This window comes from Anaerocolumna sp. AGMB13025, assembly GCF_029689925.1.
Lineage (GTDB): Bacteria > Bacillota > Clostridia > Lachnospirales > Lachnospiraceae > Anaerocolumna.
On the sequence record NZ_CP121445.1, the window covers coordinates 766,656 to 782,911 of the forward strand.

At 40.0% G+C, this 16,256-nt stretch carries 17 protein-coding genes; 15 read left to right on the forward strand and 2 right to left on the reverse strand.

Going from position 1 to position 16,256, the window contains the following annotated elements; translation table 11 throughout:
* Nucleotides 1–20: 20 nt before the first annotated feature.
* From QA584_RS03255 to hypE, 15 genes are all read left to right on the forward strand, one after another.
* Nucleotides 21–1,103 carry a Gfo/Idh/MocA family protein gene (locus QA584_RS03255; RefSeq protein WP_278273071.1) on the forward strand — a complete coding sequence of 361 codons (1,083 nt, stop codon included), beginning with the start codon at nucleotides 21–23 and terminating at the stop codon, nucleotides 1,101–1,103.
* A 20-nt stretch (nucleotides 1,104–1,123) separates the two neighbouring features.
* Nucleotides 1,124–2,089 carry a Gfo/Idh/MocA family protein gene (locus QA584_RS03260; RefSeq protein WP_278273072.1) on the forward strand — a complete coding sequence of 322 codons (966 nt, stop codon included), beginning with the start codon at nucleotides 1,124–1,126 and terminating at the stop codon, nucleotides 2,087–2,089.
* Nucleotides 2,090–2,120: 31 nt separating this feature from the next.
* Complete coding sequence (locus QA584_RS03265; protein WP_278273073.1) at nucleotides 2,121–2,840, forward strand: sugar phosphate isomerase/epimerase family protein; 720 nt, start codon at nucleotides 2,121–2,123, stop codon at nucleotides 2,838–2,840.
* 539 nt (nucleotides 2,841–3,379) lie between these two features.
* Entirely contained in the window at nucleotides 3,380–5,290 is a 1,911-nt protein-coding gene (locus tag QA584_RS03270) for an NADH-quinone oxidoreductase subunit 5 family protein (protein WP_278273074.1), read from the forward strand.
* Nucleotides 5,290–6,156, forward strand: coding sequence for a respiratory chain complex I subunit 1 family protein (locus QA584_RS03275; protein WP_278273075.1), 867 nt, complete (start codon nucleotides 5,290–5,292; stop codon nucleotides 6,154–6,156). The genes QA584_RS03270 and QA584_RS03275 overlap by 1 nt, the downstream gene beginning before the upstream one ends.
* A gap of 268 nt (nucleotides 6,157–6,424) precedes the next feature.
* Nucleotides 6,425–6,865, forward strand: coding sequence for an NADH-quinone oxidoreductase subunit B family protein (locus tag QA584_RS03280; RefSeq protein WP_278273076.1), 441 nt, complete (start codon nucleotides 6,425–6,427; stop codon nucleotides 6,863–6,865).
* 118 nt (nucleotides 6,866–6,983) lie between these two features.
* Entirely contained in the window at nucleotides 6,984–7,331 is a 348-nt protein-coding gene (locus tag QA584_RS03285) for an NADH-quinone oxidoreductase subunit C (protein ID WP_278273077.1), read from the forward strand.
* Complete coding sequence (locus QA584_RS03290; RefSeq protein WP_278273078.1) at nucleotides 7,331–8,410, forward strand: hydrogenase large subunit; 1,080 nt, start codon at nucleotides 7,331–7,333, stop codon at nucleotides 8,408–8,410. Before QA584_RS03285 ends, QA584_RS03290 begins: the two co-directional genes overlap by 1 nt.
* Nucleotides 8,411–8,435: 25 nt before the next feature.
* Nucleotides 8,436–8,801 carry a 4Fe-4S dicluster domain-containing protein gene (locus QA584_RS03295; RefSeq protein WP_278273079.1) on the forward strand — a complete coding sequence of 122 codons (366 nt, stop codon included), beginning with the start codon at nucleotides 8,436–8,438 and terminating at the stop codon, nucleotides 8,799–8,801.
* A complete protein-coding gene (hypA, locus tag QA584_RS03300; protein ID WP_278273080.1) occupies nucleotides 8,755–9,105 on the forward strand; it encodes a hydrogenase maturation nickel metallochaperone HypA in 351 nt (116 codons plus the stop codon). The genes QA584_RS03295 and hypA overlap by 47 nt, the downstream gene beginning before the upstream one ends.
* Before the next feature lie 175 nt (nucleotides 9,106–9,280).
* Nucleotides 9,281–9,931: a hydrogenase nickel incorporation protein HypB gene (gene hypB / locus QA584_RS03305; RefSeq protein ID WP_278273081.1), complete on the forward strand. Its 651-nt coding sequence runs from the start codon at nucleotides 9,281–9,283 to the stop codon at nucleotides 9,929–9,931.
* Nucleotides 9,907–12,684 carry a carbamoyltransferase HypF gene (gene hypF / locus QA584_RS03310; protein ID WP_331487826.1) on the forward strand — a complete coding sequence of 926 codons (2,778 nt, stop codon included), beginning with the start codon at nucleotides 9,907–9,909 and terminating at the stop codon, nucleotides 12,682–12,684. The genes hypB and hypF overlap by 25 nt, the downstream gene beginning before the upstream one ends.
* Nucleotides 12,685–12,707: 23 nt before the next feature.
* Entirely contained in the window at nucleotides 12,708–12,950 is a 243-nt protein-coding gene (locus QA584_RS03315) for a HypC/HybG/HupF family hydrogenase formation chaperone (protein ID WP_278273082.1), read from the forward strand.
* Nucleotides 12,922–13,977 (forward strand): hydrogenase formation protein HypD, encoded by a 1,056-nt coding sequence (gene hypD / locus QA584_RS03320; RefSeq protein WP_278273083.1) that lies wholly within the window; start codon nucleotides 12,922–12,924, stop codon nucleotides 13,975–13,977. Before QA584_RS03315 ends, hypD begins: the two co-directional genes overlap by 29 nt.
* Nucleotides 13,974–14,951 (forward strand): hydrogenase expression/formation protein HypE, encoded by a 978-nt coding sequence (gene hypE, locus QA584_RS03325; RefSeq protein ID WP_278273084.1) that lies wholly within the window; start codon nucleotides 13,974–13,976, stop codon nucleotides 14,949–14,951. The genes hypD and hypE overlap by 4 nt, the downstream gene beginning before the upstream one ends.
* A 408-nt stretch (nucleotides 14,952–15,359) precedes the next feature.
* On the opposite strand, the gene QA584_RS03330 is transcribed toward hypE, so the two are convergent.
* Together QA584_RS03330 and QA584_RS03335 are read right to left on the reverse strand one after the other, a co-directional pair.
* Nucleotides 15,360–15,770, reverse strand: a complete 411-nt coding sequence (locus tag QA584_RS03330) for a L,D-transpeptidase (protein ID WP_278273085.1) — start codon at nucleotides 15,768–15,770, stop codon at nucleotides 15,360–15,362.
* 240 nt (nucleotides 15,771–16,010) lie between these two features.
* Complete coding sequence (locus QA584_RS03335; protein WP_278273086.1) at nucleotides 16,011–16,199, reverse strand: cysteine-rich KTR domain-containing protein; 189 nt, start codon at nucleotides 16,197–16,199, stop codon at nucleotides 16,011–16,013.
* Nucleotides 16,200–16,256 lie beyond the last annotated feature (57 nt).

Here is a 16,256-nt window from a genome sequence, read left to right on the forward strand (position 1 = left end):
ATTAAAGGAGATAAAACACTATGGAGAAGAAAATTAAAGTTGGCATTATCGGTTGTGGAGGTATTGCAAACGGTAAGCATATGCCTGCCTTAAGCAAATTATCTGATGTAGAGATGGTAGCATTTTGCGACCTCGTGGAAGAAAAGGCACAAAGTGCCAAAGAAAAATACGGTACACCGGACGCTAAAGTTTATACAGATTATCAGGAACTGTTAAAAGACCCTGAAATCGAAGTAGTACATGTATGTACCCCGAACCGTTCCCATGCACCCATTTCCATTGATGCCCTTCATGCAGACAAACATGTAATGTGCGAAAAACCTATGGCAAAGACTGCTGAAGATGCAAGAAAGATGGTTGCTGCTGCAAAAGAAACCGGCAAGAAACTTACCATTGGCTATCAGCACAGACATAAACCGGAATCTCTTTACTTAAAGAGCGTGATTGACCGCGGGGATTTAGGAGATATCTATTTTGCAAAAGCATTTGCAGTAAGAAGAAGAGGAACTCCGAACTGGGGTGTTTTCTTAAATGAATATGAACAGGGCGGAGGACCATTAATTGATATCGGTACCCATTCCCTTGATGTAACTTTATATCTGATGAATAACTATGAACCTAAGATGGTAGTTGGTACTACCTATAAAAAAGTAAATGATCCAGAATGCGGTAATCCTTGGGGCGGCTGGGATAAAGATCAGCATACTATGGAAGACTCTGCCTTTGGTTTTATCGTAATGAAAAACGGCGCAACTATCATATTAGAGTCCAGCTGGGCACTTAATACCTGCGAACCGATTCCAGAAGGAAGCACAGTACTTTGCGGAAGTGATGCCGGAGCACAGATAAAAGGCGGCGTAACCATCAACAAAGGTGAATTTAACAGACTGATTGAAATCAAACCTGATTTAAGCAGCGGCGGAGTTGCTTTCTATGAAGGCGTATCCGATAATCCTGCGGAAGTAGAAGCAAGACGTTGGATCGATGCAGTTAAGAACGATACCGAAGTAGTTGTAAAACCGGAACAAGCCTGTGTTGTATCAGAAATCCTGGAAGCAATCTATAAATCAGCCAAATCCGGACAACCGGTTTACTTTGACTAAAAAGAATAGAGGAATTTACTATGAACATAGCTGTAATCAGTTATTGGCATGTACATGCCGAAGGATATACGAAAGAAATCATAGAAAAGACAGACAGTAAAATCACCGCTGTCTGGGATGAAGAAGCAGCTCGCGGAGAAAAGTACGCCGCTCAGTTTGATGCAAAGTTTTATAAAGATTATGATGAATTGATTGCGGATCAGTCCATTGACGGTGTCATTATAACTTCTCCTACCTCTATGCATAAAGAGCTGATTCTAAAGGCAGTCAATGCCGGTAAAAAAGTATTCAGCGAAAAAGTACTGGCACTGACCACAGCAGACTGCTTAGAGATAAAAGAAGCCCTGGTAAAGCATAATGCAGATATTACTTTATCCCTGGTTAAGAAATGTGATAAAGAATTCCTGTTCGCAAAGCAGCTGGTAGACAGCGGAGTTTTGGGACGGATTACTTATGCAAGAATGCGCAACGTGCATAACGGAAGTATCGGAGACTGGCTGCCTGCCCATTTTTATAACAAAGAACAGTGCGGCGGGGGAGCTATGATGGATCTGGGTGCTCATCCTATGTACTTATTAAACTGGCTGTTAGGCGAACCTAAGACAGTTCAGTCCGTATTTACAGAGGTTACGAACCGCGGAGTGGATGACAACAGTGTTTCGGTTATTGAATTTGAGAATGGTGCCATCGGAGTATCTGAAACCGGTTTTGTATCCGTATATAATCCTGCCAGCCTTGAAATCAGCGGAACCAAGGGTGCGCTATTCATCCGCGACGGTGTATGGTATGCGACAGAAGAAACAGAAGGCAAATGGGTAGCTCCAAAGCAGCTGCCGGAATCACTGCCCTCCCCTGTAGTTCAGTGGGCAACCGGAGAATTTAATAAAGAAGGCGCAGCCTTTGGAATAGAGGATGCCATTGTCTTGACCAGAATGATGGAAGCGGCATATAAATCCAGCGAAAACGGTAAAAAAGAAACCATTTAAGCTGCCAATAAAAGAACGAGGTATACAAGAAATGGAAGTATCTTTACAGTTATACTCAATTCATGAGGAAACGAAGAAAGATTTTAGGGCATCGGTAGAGCAGGTTGCAAAGCTCGGCTACAGCGGTGTGGAATTTGCCGGCTACGGCGGATTATCCGCAGAAGAATTAAAGTCCCTGCTAAAAGAGAATAACCTGTATTCTGTTGGCACCCATACTGGTCTCCAGGTTTTTGAGAATTCCTTTGACGAAGAACTAAAGCTTAGTAAAGCCATTGGTTCTAAGTACATTATCTGTCCTTATGCAGAAGTGGATACCATAGAAAAGATTGACAAATTGGTTAATCTTCTTAACAGTGCTGCAAAAAAAGCTGCTGGGGAAGGGATAAAAGTGGGCTATCATAATCATGCCCATGAATTTACTGAAATTGACGGCAGATTTCCACTTGATATTATAGCTGAGAATACCGACGACAATGTAATACTGGAACTGGACGTATTCTGGGTAGCTTATGCCGGTGTCGACCCCGTAGAATATATTAAGAAGTGGGGTAAGAAGGTAGAGCTGATTCATTTGAAACAAATGGATGGTGATAAAGCCAATGTAGATATGGCAGACGGTATCCTTGATATGAAAAAGATCAAAGATGCTTCGGTATATGCAAACTATTTTGTAGTAGAACATGAAGAATATGATAAACCGGTCTGGGATGGTATTAAGAACGATTTTGATTATCTCAGGCAGATTGTATAAGATTGAAGGAACTGCATAGTTTCCTCAAGATTTATATAAATAAACCTTATTTCTCCCAAGTAATATAGTCATTGAATTTATTTCAGCCCCTATTAAGAAACCCGTACAGAAACTAACCTCTGTGCGGGTTTCTTTTTGTGACTAAAAGCAGAAAAAGCAAAGCAAGACTTCTTGTTTGGAAAGGTAATTCAGAAGAAATAGTAACATTTGTAGTTTTTTATGTTTTTATAGCGAAAATCTGTCCAGATTTTAGTTATATTGCTGATAATGAAATAAATATTATTGATTAGTGAAATAATTATCAGAGTCACATGCTCTAGAACCTGTTTTTTGTAATAAAAATTAAACAAATCAATCAAATAATTACAGCAGATTTATGGCTTTACAAAATGAATTGTTTATAAAATGTCTAAAATAATTCTAAACTACACCTAATTGATTGTTTAAACTATAACAATGTTAATCATTGTAAAAGAATTTTTGATATGCTATAATAACTCGTTGTGAAATTTGTATATTATTTAGATAAGGTGACGATTATGAATGTAATTTATGCATTAATTTTATTCCCATTGGTAGCCTCCATTATTATCTTTCTTGTCAGAAACGATGAAGTAAGGAATGTCATAGTAAAGGTCAGCGCATTTATAGTAGCAGTACTGACAATCTGTGTATTTGCACAGTTCTTTCAGAATGGAATTTCATTTACCCCCGCTTTCGAAGAAGTAATAAATGTGATTATCATGGCCGTTGAGGTTGTGGTTGCTGCCTACATCATAATTACAGGCTTAAAAAACAAGAAGTACTTGGTATCAGTTTTCGCTGTTATACAGACCCCCCTAATACTGTGGTTTGAATTCACCAGGGAGAGAAGCATCGAAGTAGAAAACAGTATTGTATTTGATAAGCTTACAGCAATTATGGTTTTAATAATAGGTGTGATCGGAAGTTTAATATGTTTGTACGCCGTAGGTTATATGAGGACGTACCATAAACACCATAAGGAGTTTAAGGATAGAAGAAACTTCTTCCTGGCTGTATTATTCTTATTCCTTTCCGCCATGTTTGGTTTAGTATTAAGTAATAATCTGACCTGGCTATATTTCTGCTGGGAGTTAACAACCCTTTGTTCTTATCTGCTTATCGGCTATACAAAAACCGAGGAAGCAAAAAACAATTCCTTTCGGGCCCTTACGATTAATTTAGCTGGAGGAGTTGCATTTGCAGCTGCAATAGTATTTATTGGAATGAAGTTTGGCACGTTGGAATTATCAGTTTTAACTAAAATGGAACCAGAAACAATGGTATTAATACCTGTATTCCTGCTTTCTTTTGCCGCACTTACAAAATCAGCACAGCTGCCGTTCTCTTCCTGGCTCCTTGGCGCAATGGTGGCCCCTACACCTTCTTCTGCGTTGCTGCACTCAGCAACCATGGTTAAAGCAGGTGTTTACCTTATTATCAGGCTGGCGCCGCTTTTAGGTCTTAGTGCGGTTGGATTAATCGTAACTGGCATTGGCTGTATCACCTTCCTTGCCTGTTCCCTGATTGCAATAACCCAAAGTGATGCAAAGAAGATTTTAGCATATTCTACTCTGGCTAACTTAGGCTTGATCGTTATCTGTGCAAGTGTAGGGACACAGGAATCCATCTGGGCTGCAATTTTACTGGTAATCTTCCATGCAATATCAAAATCTTTGTTATTCTTATCTGTAGGTTCTATTGAACACCAGATTGGCAGCAGGAATGTTGAGGATATGGATATCCTGCTTCATGTATCCAGAAGATTGTCTTTATACATGATAATCGGTATAGCAGGTATGTTCTTAGCACCTTTTGGCATGCTTATCTCAAAATGGGTTGCCATGAAAGCTTTTATCGATTCGAATCATATAGTAACAGTGGTAACAATAGCCTTTGGCAGTGCAGCAACGCTTCTCTACTGGACAAAGTGGATGGGTAAGCTGGTGTCCAATGCCAATGTAAAAAACCCTAAGAAACATGTATTTTATGCAGAAGAAGAAATTCCAATTTTTATTCAGGCGACCCTTGTAGTAGTCTCCTGTCTAAGTTTTCCTCTCATATCAAAATATGCGCTGATACCATATTTGACGGATTTGTATGGAACGAAAGCAATCATACCGATTGGAACCAGCGATGTTAAGATTATGATTACTATGTTAATTATGCTCTTAGTGATACCAATCAGTTTTATTCCGTTTTATAAACAGGATAAACGAAGAATTGTACCTATTTATATGGCTGGTGAGAATACCGGCGATAATGAGACATTTTACGGCTTTGCCGGTGAAAAACAAAAAGTGGAATTAAGCAACTGGTATTTAGAGAGCTATTTCGGACCGAAAAGATTAGCCTTTTGGAGCGATCTGTTAGCGATCTGTATGTTATCTGCCGGGGTAATACTTCTGATTGGAGGCTTAGCAAAATAATGATTATGTTTATCTTAAGTATTATAGGAGCTGTTATTTTAACCCCTTTCGTCGGCGGGTTACTTACCGGAATAGACCGTGTTATTACGGCGCGAATGCAGGGCAGGCAAGGTCCTCCAGTGTTACAGCCTTTTTATGATGTATTAAAGCTGATACAAAAAGAGTCTATAGAAGTTAATTTAATGCATCGTTTTTACGTATATATTTCGTTAATCTTTATTGTGTTTACAGCAGTTATTATGCTGACCGGCGGAGATATCTTATTAGCAATCTTTGCTCTGACATTAGGCTCCATCTTCTTTGTACTGGGCGGATATGCCTCAAATTCCCCCTACAGTCTGATTGGTTCAGAAAGAGAACTGTTACAGATGATGGCTTATGAGCCGATGGTATTACTTACTGGTATCGGCTTGTATTATGCGGACAAGAGCTTTTACATTAAGGATATTATTACAGCTTCGGCACCAGCAGTTCTTCAGTTGCCAGGTTTGTTTTTAGGACTTTTATTTATATTGACTTTTAAATTAAGAAAGTCTCCCTTCGATTTTAGCATGGGTCACCATGGACATCAGGAAATCGTACAGGGTATTACGACTGAATATTCCGGCAGGGATCTTGCAGTCATAGAGATCACACATTGGTATGAGACCGTGATTGCCTTGACCTTTGTATTCGTGTTCTTTGCAACAAAAGCGCCAATCAGTTATGTTTTTGCTACACTAGCCTGTATCCTGGCGTATTTTTTGGAGATAGTAATTGATAATGGCTTTGCTAGAACAAAATGGCAGCTTGCACTCAATTCCAGCTGGATTATAACGGCTGTGTTAGGAACAGTAAATTTACTTGTGTTATCTTTCTTCAAATAAAAGAAGTGAATGGAACTGCGTGCTAAAGCACGCAGTTTGGAGTAAAGTTAAAAAATGAAAGGCGTATTTTTTAACTTGTCTTGATTTAAAAGCGTGCTAAAGCACGCGGACGGGAGTAAAGTTAAAAAATGAAGGCGTATTTTTTAACTCATCCTGATTTAAAAGCGTGCTAAAGCACGCAGACGGGAGTAAAGTTAAAAAATAAAGGCGTATTTTTTAACTCTTCCTGATTTAAAAGCGTGCTAAAGCACGCGGACGGGAGTCTAATATGAATTATATTAAAAAATCCCCATGGATTTTACATTATGATGGTTCAAGCTGTAATGGCTGTGATATTGAAGTACTTGCCTGTCTGACACCTTTGTATGATGTGGAGCGGTTTGGTATTATTAATACCGGTAATCCAAAGCATGCGGATATTTTATTAATAACCGGCAGCGTAAATGAGCAGAATATACCCGTAGTGAAACAGTTGTATGAGCAGATGGCAGAGCCTAAAGTGGTGGTAGCGGTTGGGATCTGTGCTACTTCCGGTGGTATTTTTGCAGAGTGCTATAATGTGGTCGGAGGAGTAGACAAAGTATTGCCGGTAGATGTATATGTGCCAGGCTGTGCCGCTCGTCCGGAAGCGATTATAGACGGCGTTGTGAAAGGCCTGGCTATATTGGAAGAAAAACAAAAATATGCACGTAAAGGAAGCAAAAAGTAAGCAAAAAAGTGAGCAATTAGATTACCGGAATTAAGGGGATATACATTTTCTCAGAAAAACGTGGTATAAGAACACAGACGTTTCTGGGAGATACCTTATAGAAAGAAAGTGGTTTAGTATGGAACAACAAATTAAAAGTATTCAGCCAAATGAATTGATAGCAGAAACTCTGCAATTAAAAACTGACGGTTATCGTCTTGTGGCTATTTCCTGTTCAAGCAAGGAGGATTTGGAACTTAGTTACTCCTTTGACAAAGAATATGACTTTATTAATTTAAGAATTAATACAGATACGGAAACGGAGATCAGCAGTATCAGCAGCCTGTATTCCTATGCCTTCTTATATGAGAATGAAATTAAGGAATTGTTTGGGGCAGATATTAAGAATATTTCCATTGATTTTAATAACAACTTATATAAAATTCCGGTAAAAACTCCATATAAGATTGTTAAGGAGGAGAAATAATGGGAAATAGAACGGTAATTCCCTTTGGTCCTCAACATCCCGTACTGCCGGAGCCAATCCATTTGGATTTAGTGCTTGAGGACGAAAGAGTAATAGAAGCAATACCGCGTATTGGATATATTCACCGAGGACTTGAAAAACTGGTAGAGAAGAAGGACTTTCAGCAATATACCTTCGTTGCAGAGAGAATCTGTGGTATCTGTTCCTTTATGCACGGCATGGGATACTGTATGTCAATCGAAAGTATTATGGATGTCAAGATTCCAGAGAGAGCAGAATTTTTAAGAACCATCTGGGCAGAGTTATCCCGTATTCACAGCCATTTATTATGGTTAGGACTGTTAGCAGACGCCTTTGGCTTTGAAAGTTTATTTATGCATTCCTGGAGGCTGAGAGAACAGGTTCTTGATATATTTGAGGAAACCACCGGAGGTCGTGTTATTTTTTCTGTATGCGATATCGGCGGAGTAAGAAAAGATGTTAGTAATGAGACTTTATATAAAATCTCTGACATTCTTACCAATATGGCAAAAGAATTAGAGGAGCTTACCCAGGTATTTTTAAATGATTCTTCTGTAAAATACCGTACCAAAGGAGTAGGTGTATTATCAAAAGAATTAGCCTATGACCTTGGAGCAGTTGGTCCTATGGCGAAAGCCAGTGGTGTCAGCATCGATTTAAGAACCCAGGGATATGCCGCCTACTCTAAATTAATGTTTGAGCCAATAATTGATACTGCCGGTGATTCCTATGCCAGAACTTCTGTCCGTATCAAAGAAGTCTTTCAGGCGATCGATTTAATTAAGCAGGCAATTGCAATAATACCCGATGGAGATATTAAGGTGAAAGTAACCGGTAATCCAAAGGGTGAATATTTTACTAGAATAGAGCAGCCAAGAGGAGAGGTAGTGTACTATGCAAAAGCAAATGGAACAAAATTTCTTGACAGAGTCAGAGTAAGAACACCAACCTTTGCTAATGTACCGGCATTACTCGAGACCTTAAAGGGTTGTGCACTGGCGGATGTACCTATATTAATTCTTACCATTGACCCATGCATCAGCTGCACGGAACGATGATTGTTTATAGATAGGACGGAGAATTATGTCAATTTTAAGTATGAGTAAGACACTCTTTAAAAGTCTGATCCACGGACCCTATACCGTATTATATCCCGTTAAAAAGAAAGATAATTATGAACGTACCAGAGGCAGTGTAGGTATTAATATATCCGAATGTATCTACTGCGGCTTATGCCAGAGACGCTGTCCTACCGGGGCAATACAGGTAGATAAAGCCAGTGCCTCCTGGAGTATTGAAAGACTAAAATGCATTCAATGCAATTACTGCAATGAGGTTTGTCCAAAGAAATGTCTGAGAATGGACAATGGATATACCACACCTTCCTTTGGAAGCGTAAGGGATGATTATACCAATGCACGAGTATCCGATCACACAGAGAATAATTGAGATAGCAGATGAATTTGCTGCGAAGAATGAAGCTGCTGAGGTAAAGCAGATTAATCTGGTAGTAGGTGACTACTCCGGTTATGTGGCAAGTTCTATTGAATTATATTTTGAAATTATTGCACAAGGAAGCTTATGTGAACATGCGAAGTTGAATATTGAGCGTGTGATACCGAAGTTAAAGTGCCAAACCTGCGGCGAACTTTTTGTCAGGAAACCTTATTCCTTTGAATGTCCTGTCTGCAAAGGGGAGGGAAGGCCTACAGAAATCGGTCAGGAATTTTATATTAAGTCGATTGAAGTGTAAGGTAAGGACAGGTTAAATGTAAGCTTTTTATTTGAAGGGTTTATATTTAACCTTTTGTCAAACAGTATAGAATTTACTTAAGGAAGCTTTTTTATATTGTATTGCTTCTAGTTAAAATACAGTGAGGAATTGCTGCTAAATAATTATTGCTGCTAAGCGTCGGATGGAGGTAATTATGTCAGAAAAGAAAGAAATAGAAATTATGCAGTCGGTTTACGATAAAAACGATGAGGTTGCCACACAGATTAATGCCTCCTTTAATGAAAACGGAATCTTCGCAATTAATGTTATGGGTGCCCCGGGAGCCGGTAAGACCTCTACGTTGATTCAAATAATTAAAAGACTGGAAGGTATCACTTCTTATGTAATTGAAGGTGATATAGAGGCAGATTTTGATACAAAACACCTCCAATCCCTGGGAGTACAGGCAATCCAGATTAATACCGGTGGAGCCTGCCACCTGGATTCTCCTTTAATCGGAAAAGCTGCAAAAGAACTAGCTTTAAAAAATGGTGTATTATTCATAGAAAATATAGGCAATTTAGTATGCCCCGCAGAATTCCAGATTGGCGAACATGTTAAGATGTTAATATCAACCGTAACAGAAGGCAGTGACAAGCCCTACAAATATCCGTTAGCCTTTGAAAAAGCAGATATTATTATCTTAAATAAATGTGATCTGATACCATATCTGGATTTTGATGAAGAGTTCTTCATGAAGGGTGTCAGAGCGTTAAATAAAACAGCTCCGGTGGTTAAAGTATCCTGCAAAACGGAAGAAGGTTTTGAGGAAGCAGTAGAATGGATCAAGAACAAATTAAAGTAGTCACAAAGAAAATAAAGATATTTGGCATGGTACAAGGGGTTGGCTTTAGACCCCTTGTATTTCGCCATGCAGGGAAATACGGAATAAAAGGAACTGTCAGAAATATCGGCGGAATTGTTGAAATTATAGCCAATGCTCCAGAACAAAAAGTAGCAGACTTTCTAAAGGAATTGCAGGAGAACAGGGAAGAAGATTATGAAATCGTTCATATTCAGGTCGAGGATATAAGTGAGGAGTTCAGTGAGGATGTCTGGGAGAACGATGGAGAGGATGTCAGCGGGAATGGCGGAGAGAATACTGCCGCGGATGTTAGTGGGAATGACAGAGAGAATACTGCCGAGGATGTCAGCGGGAATGGCGGAGAGAATACTGCCAAGGATGTTAGTGGAAATGACAGAGAGAAGATTACCGAGGATGTTAGCGGGAATGACAGAGAGAATATTGTCGAGGATGTCAGCGGGAATGACGGAGAAAATACTGCCAAGGGTTCCAGTAGGAAAGATATTAAATATGACGCTGAGAACATCCGAGAAAAGATTATGCAGGGAGATAAGATTCGTTATAAGGATTTTAGAATCTTAAATAGTGCGGCGGAGTCTGAGATATCCATCCTTCCGCCAGATCTTCCGGTTTGTAACAAATGTAAAAAAGAGCTGTATGAAAGCGGCAACCGGAGATATAAGAACCCTTTTATCAGCTGTACCTCCTGCGGTCCCAGATATACGATTATGGAACATCTGCCTTACGACAGACATACTACCACAATGAAAGAATTTCCGATGTGTGAGGCATGTAACAAAGAATATACAGACCCCGAAAGCAGGCGATTCCATGCTCAGACAATCTCTTGTAATGACTGCGGACCTTATGTAATATTTCAGGATTTAGAGGATGATACGGTAAAAGAAAAAGATGAAAATAATAAAGTAATACCTGATAAAAAAATAGCTAATGCAGTAATAACTGATAAAGTGATAGCTGGTAAATTAGTAAGAAATAAAGCAGTAACAGATAAAACAATAACAGGTAAAGCAATAACTGAAATAGCCACTAATAAATCATTCCTAAATGAAGAAGCAATAACAAAAGCCGTTTCCATCCTTAAATCAGGAGGAATCCTGGCAGTAAAAGGAATCGGCGGTTATCATTATGTCTGTTCCCCAATGTCAGAAGAAACCGTACTTAACCTGCGGAGGTTAAAAGGCAGGGAGGAAAAACCATTTGCAGTTATGTTCCCGGATCTGGAAGCCATTGAGGAATACTGTATGGTATCAGAGGAAGAACGGGAGCTCCTGTTATCAAAAGCAAGACCGATTGTACTGCTTTATACCAGAAATGATTCCATGGCAGAAGCCACTAATAAGGGAGGTATCTACTGCGGTGCCTTTTTGCCTTACACTCCCCTGCAGATTCTATTAACCAGACACTGCGGACCTCTTATAATGACCAGTGCGAATCGATCCGGTGCGCCAATAATAAAAGACGATATCAGAATGCTGGAAGTAAAATCACCTTATCTTAAAGGTATCTTATATCACAAGCGGCGGATTGTCCGTTCTGTAGACGATTCTGTAGCAAAAGTAATAGATGGAAAACCTCAGTTAATCAGACGAAGCAGGGGATATGTTCCTTACCCGGTATTTATAAACCCAGATAAGGAGGCTATGGAGAATACTAAGAGAGAGCGCTGTGACACGGCGATTTTTGCCGCAGGCGGTGATTTAAAAGCGGCTTTTTGCCTGTATAAAAAAGGCAGTGCAGTAGTCTCCCAGTACTTCGGTGATTTGGAAGAACAGACCGTACTGGAGGAATATAAAAAGTCTTATGAGGATTTGTCAGGTCTGTTAAACATTACACCTGGTCTGGCAGTATGTGATTTACACCCGAATTACCACTCTGGCCTCTATGCAAGGACATTAAACCTTCCTGTCCTTGCAGTCCAGCATCATCACGCCCATATTGCCTCGGTTATGGCAGAACACGATTTAAAAGGACCGGTTATCGGCGTTGCCTTTGACGGAACCGGATATGGTACGGACGGTAACATCTGGGGCGGGGAATTTTTAATCTGTAAAGGTGCAGGATTTACCCGGGCGGCCCAGTTAAGTTACACACCAATCCTTGGGGGAGACAGTTCCATGAAGGACGGGAAAAAGACCGCCACCTGCTTTTTATTACAAGCGGGTCTGAAAGAGGAAGTGAAAGATGAACGGGTAGATCTCATCAAAGCAGCCCTTGACAATAAAATCAATACGGTACTGACCTCCAGTATGGGACGGTTATTTGATGCAGCGGCTTCCCTACTTGACATTTGCCAGGAGAACCGTTACGAAGGCGAAGGTGCGACCCTTCTTGAAAAAGAGGCAGTATTAGCCGTAAGAAACCACCTGGAACCGGAAAACCTTACCTTTGCAATTTGTAAAAAAAGTGGCATAATAGAAATTGATCCAAAGCCGGTCATAAAAGCCATCAGTACCTTAAGAGGGACAAGGTCAAAGGCCTCTCTGGCCCTGGGCTTTCATTATAGCGTGGCAAATGCCGTGTTACGGGTATGTGAAATAATAAGAGAAGAACAGAATATGAATACAGTAGCCCTAAGCGGCGGAGTATTTCAGAATACAATCCTGACAGAACGGGTTTTAAAACTGTTAAGGGAAGCGGATTTTTCAGTATATGTCAATATGGCTGTCCCGCCAAATGACGGCTCCATCAGTCTGGGGCAGACTTATATCGGGTTAATGAGTTTAACCTGAATTGGGATTAAGGAGGATAACTTATGTGTGTTGCAGTACCTGGTAAAATCATTGAAATAAGCGGTGACATCGCCAAAGTAGATGTATTAAATAATATTTGTGAAGCCAATGTAAAACTGGTAGACGCTAAAATCGGTGATTATATCCTGATTCATGCCGGTTTTGCCCTGGAAGTCATGAAACAGGATATGGCGGAAGAACTAATCAGTATATTTGGGGAACTTGAGGAGGATGGGAATGAAGACCCTCGAACAGGTAAAGACTGAACTTAAAAATTATACCGGAAAAAAGATTAAAATTATGGAAGTCTGCGGAACCCACACTTCCAGTATCTTTAAAAATGGAATCCGGAGTCTGTTATCCCCTGATATCCAATTAATATCCGGTCCCGGCTGCCCGGTATGTGTTACTGCCTCTGCTTATATTGATAAATTAGTGGAATATGCCTTAAAGGAAAACACCTGTGTGCTAACCTTTGGGGATATGATGAAGGTAAAGGGAAATCAATACTCCTTAACAGAAGCAAAGGCTCTGGGCGGTAACGTTAAAATCTTGTATTCGCCCCTGTCTGCCATGAAACTGGCCAAAGAGGACACCCATACGGAATATATATTTGCAGCAGTAGGTTTTGAAACAACCACACCGATTTACGCCTTAATGCTAGAGGAAATCATAACGAATCATATAACGAATCTTAAATTCCTTACTTCCTTAAAAACCATACTTCCTGCACTTTCCTTTGTCTGTGAAAATGAAAAGGAAATTGATGCCTTTCTTTGCCCTGGGCATGTAAGCGTAATTACCGGCTGTTCCATTTACGAAGAACTGGCCCAGAAATATCAGAAACCCTTTGTCGTTGCGGGCTTTGAAGGAGAGCATATAGTAGCTGCTGTGGATGAAATTCTTCACCAGCTGAAAAAGAAACAGTATTCCATGAAAAATATGTACACCAGTTCCGTTACCGAATTAGGGAATCAAAAGGCTGCGGCAATTACAGATCAATATTTTGAAACCGCAGATGATTACTGGAGAGGAATCGGGATCATAAAAAGTTCCGGTCTTAAGCTTCGATGGGAGTACCAGCAATACGATGCAGGCAGCAGAATAACCGATTATACGGAACAGGTTCCAAAGGGCTGTAGATGCCAGGATGTTATATTGGGGCGGATTCAACCGGTGGACTGTCCGCTTTTTCAAACCGTCTGCTCGCCTCTTAATGCCGTTGGTCCTTGTATGGTATCAACGGAAGGCGCCTGTGGAATCTGGTATAAGAACAGGAGGGTTACTGTATGAAGATAGATATGGCCTACGGCAGCGGTGGGAAACAGACCAGCAGCTTAATCAACGACATATTCTTAAGAAATTTCGATAATAAAATACTTGCAAAAATGGAGGATTCCGCCGTTTTAAACGTAAGCGGAAAAATTGCCTACACCACGGATTCCTTTGTAGTTACGCCACTGTTTTTCCGCGGAGGGGATATCGGCAAGGTAGCCGTCTGCGGAACGGTGAATGACCTTTTAATGATGGGAGCCATGCCCAAATACCTGACTGCCGGCTTTATAATAGAAGAAGGCGCAGATGTGGATGCCCTGGACCAGATAGCAAAATCCATGGCTTTGGCAGCCGCAGAGGCGAAGGTGAAAATTGTTGCCGGAGATACAAAAGTCATAGAAGGAAAGGGAGGCATCTACATTAACACCTCCGGTATCGGAGAGATACAAAGAAGTGGAATAAGCATCTCAAAGTGTAAAAACAATGATGTCATAATCCTTTCCGGCAATCTGGGGGAACATCATGCCGCTATTATGTCCCACAGAATGGGCATTGAAAATACCATACAAAGTGACTGCGCACCACTTCGTGCTATGGTTAAAAATCTTCTGGAGCATGATATTAAGGTCCACTGTATGCGGGATGTAACAAGAGGAGGTCTGGCTACCGTATTAAACGAAGTGGCGTCTAGTTCCTCCTGCGGAGTAGAAATTAATGAGACCTCACTGCCAATCAGCAGCGAAGTCCGCGGTTTTTGTGATATCCTGGGACTTGACCCTCTTTATATGGCCAATGAGGGCAAGCTGATTGCAGTAGTTCCCAAAGCTCAGGCAGAGAAAGCCCTGGCTCTTATAAAAAAGAGCAAATATGGGGAAAATGCCGCAATCATCGGTAAAATAAAAGAAGGCAGCGGAGTCACCATGACAACTGCACTGGAAGGCAGCCGCATTATTGATATTTTATATGGTGAAGGACTGCCCCGTATTTGTTAGGGAGTGGGCGATTACCGCTGACGGATTTGATAATTTATCAAGTTTATTCGGTATGTGAAATTCGTGAAATTATTTTGATTGAATAGATAAGCTCATAATTAAGTTTGCAAAATAAAGCTGATAATCTGTTTTAGAGAACGGATATCAGCTTTATTTTATTTAAATAATAAACTTGAGATTATATAGTAAAACACGCAAAGTAAATGATCCAAAAATATAGCGATAATTATGGTTGTGCTGTTGAATTAATTGATTCAGGTAAAATTTGTAACTGTAAGAATATAGAAAAACAGAAAACAATAAAAGTAAAAGCTTTAAAAGCATGAAAAGCATAAAAGCATAAAAAATAATAAAAAGTAAAACAGAAAAGCAGTAAAAGCATAGATAAGCCCTAAGGTAAATAGATAATCAAATAATTTTAACGGGTGTCCCAACGGATACCTGTTTACTGAGTTCTAATACATCATCATTATACATCCGGATGCAGCCATTAGAGATATTTTTACCGATTGAAGAAGGATTATTGGTGCCATGTATCCCGTAATCGCCATTTGGCGCATTAAGACCAAGCCACCTTACTCCAAAAGGGCCTCCGGAATTAATTGCCTTGTTCATAATTTTAAAAGAGCCTTTGGGAGTCGGAGTGGCAGCCTTTCCAACTGCCACAGGATAAACCTTAACAACCTTTGCTCCCTGATATAAGGTTAGGGTATGATTCGCCGTATCAATTAATATGGAATAAGCCGTATCGTTTTTGTCATATTGAAGTATGCTAAAGGGTTCTTCTGTGTAAATAGATTGTAATGAATCCGTATACATAATAATAGGTTCCTGTTTTGTGATCTATACTATTATATCTGCAATAATGTCAGATGGTGAAACGAACCGGCATCAATTTAAGGGATAGTATAAAAATAGTAATAATCTATGGTGCCCGAATTCTGCGCGGATATATAAGAAGCTGCGGGAAGTTGTAACGAGATACATCCATCACAACTTTTTTTTACCATTTTGTTGATTATATAAAAAACGAGCCGATAACCGTGTTTGTGTAACGGGTTATCGGCTCTGCGTCTTTGCGTCTGGCTCATTGATAACGGACATATGCATTTCTTGAACATGTAGTAATGTTTCTTGTTTACACTTCGGACAGAACAATGGGAAATTCGTTAGTATTGTGTCTGGTCGTAGTTTTATCCGAGTTTTGTTTTTACAAACTGGACACAATAACCAGTCATATTTATCCATAATATCACCTACCTTTTTTTATTTAATGGGTTCAGCCGCAAACATTCTCCGCGCAAT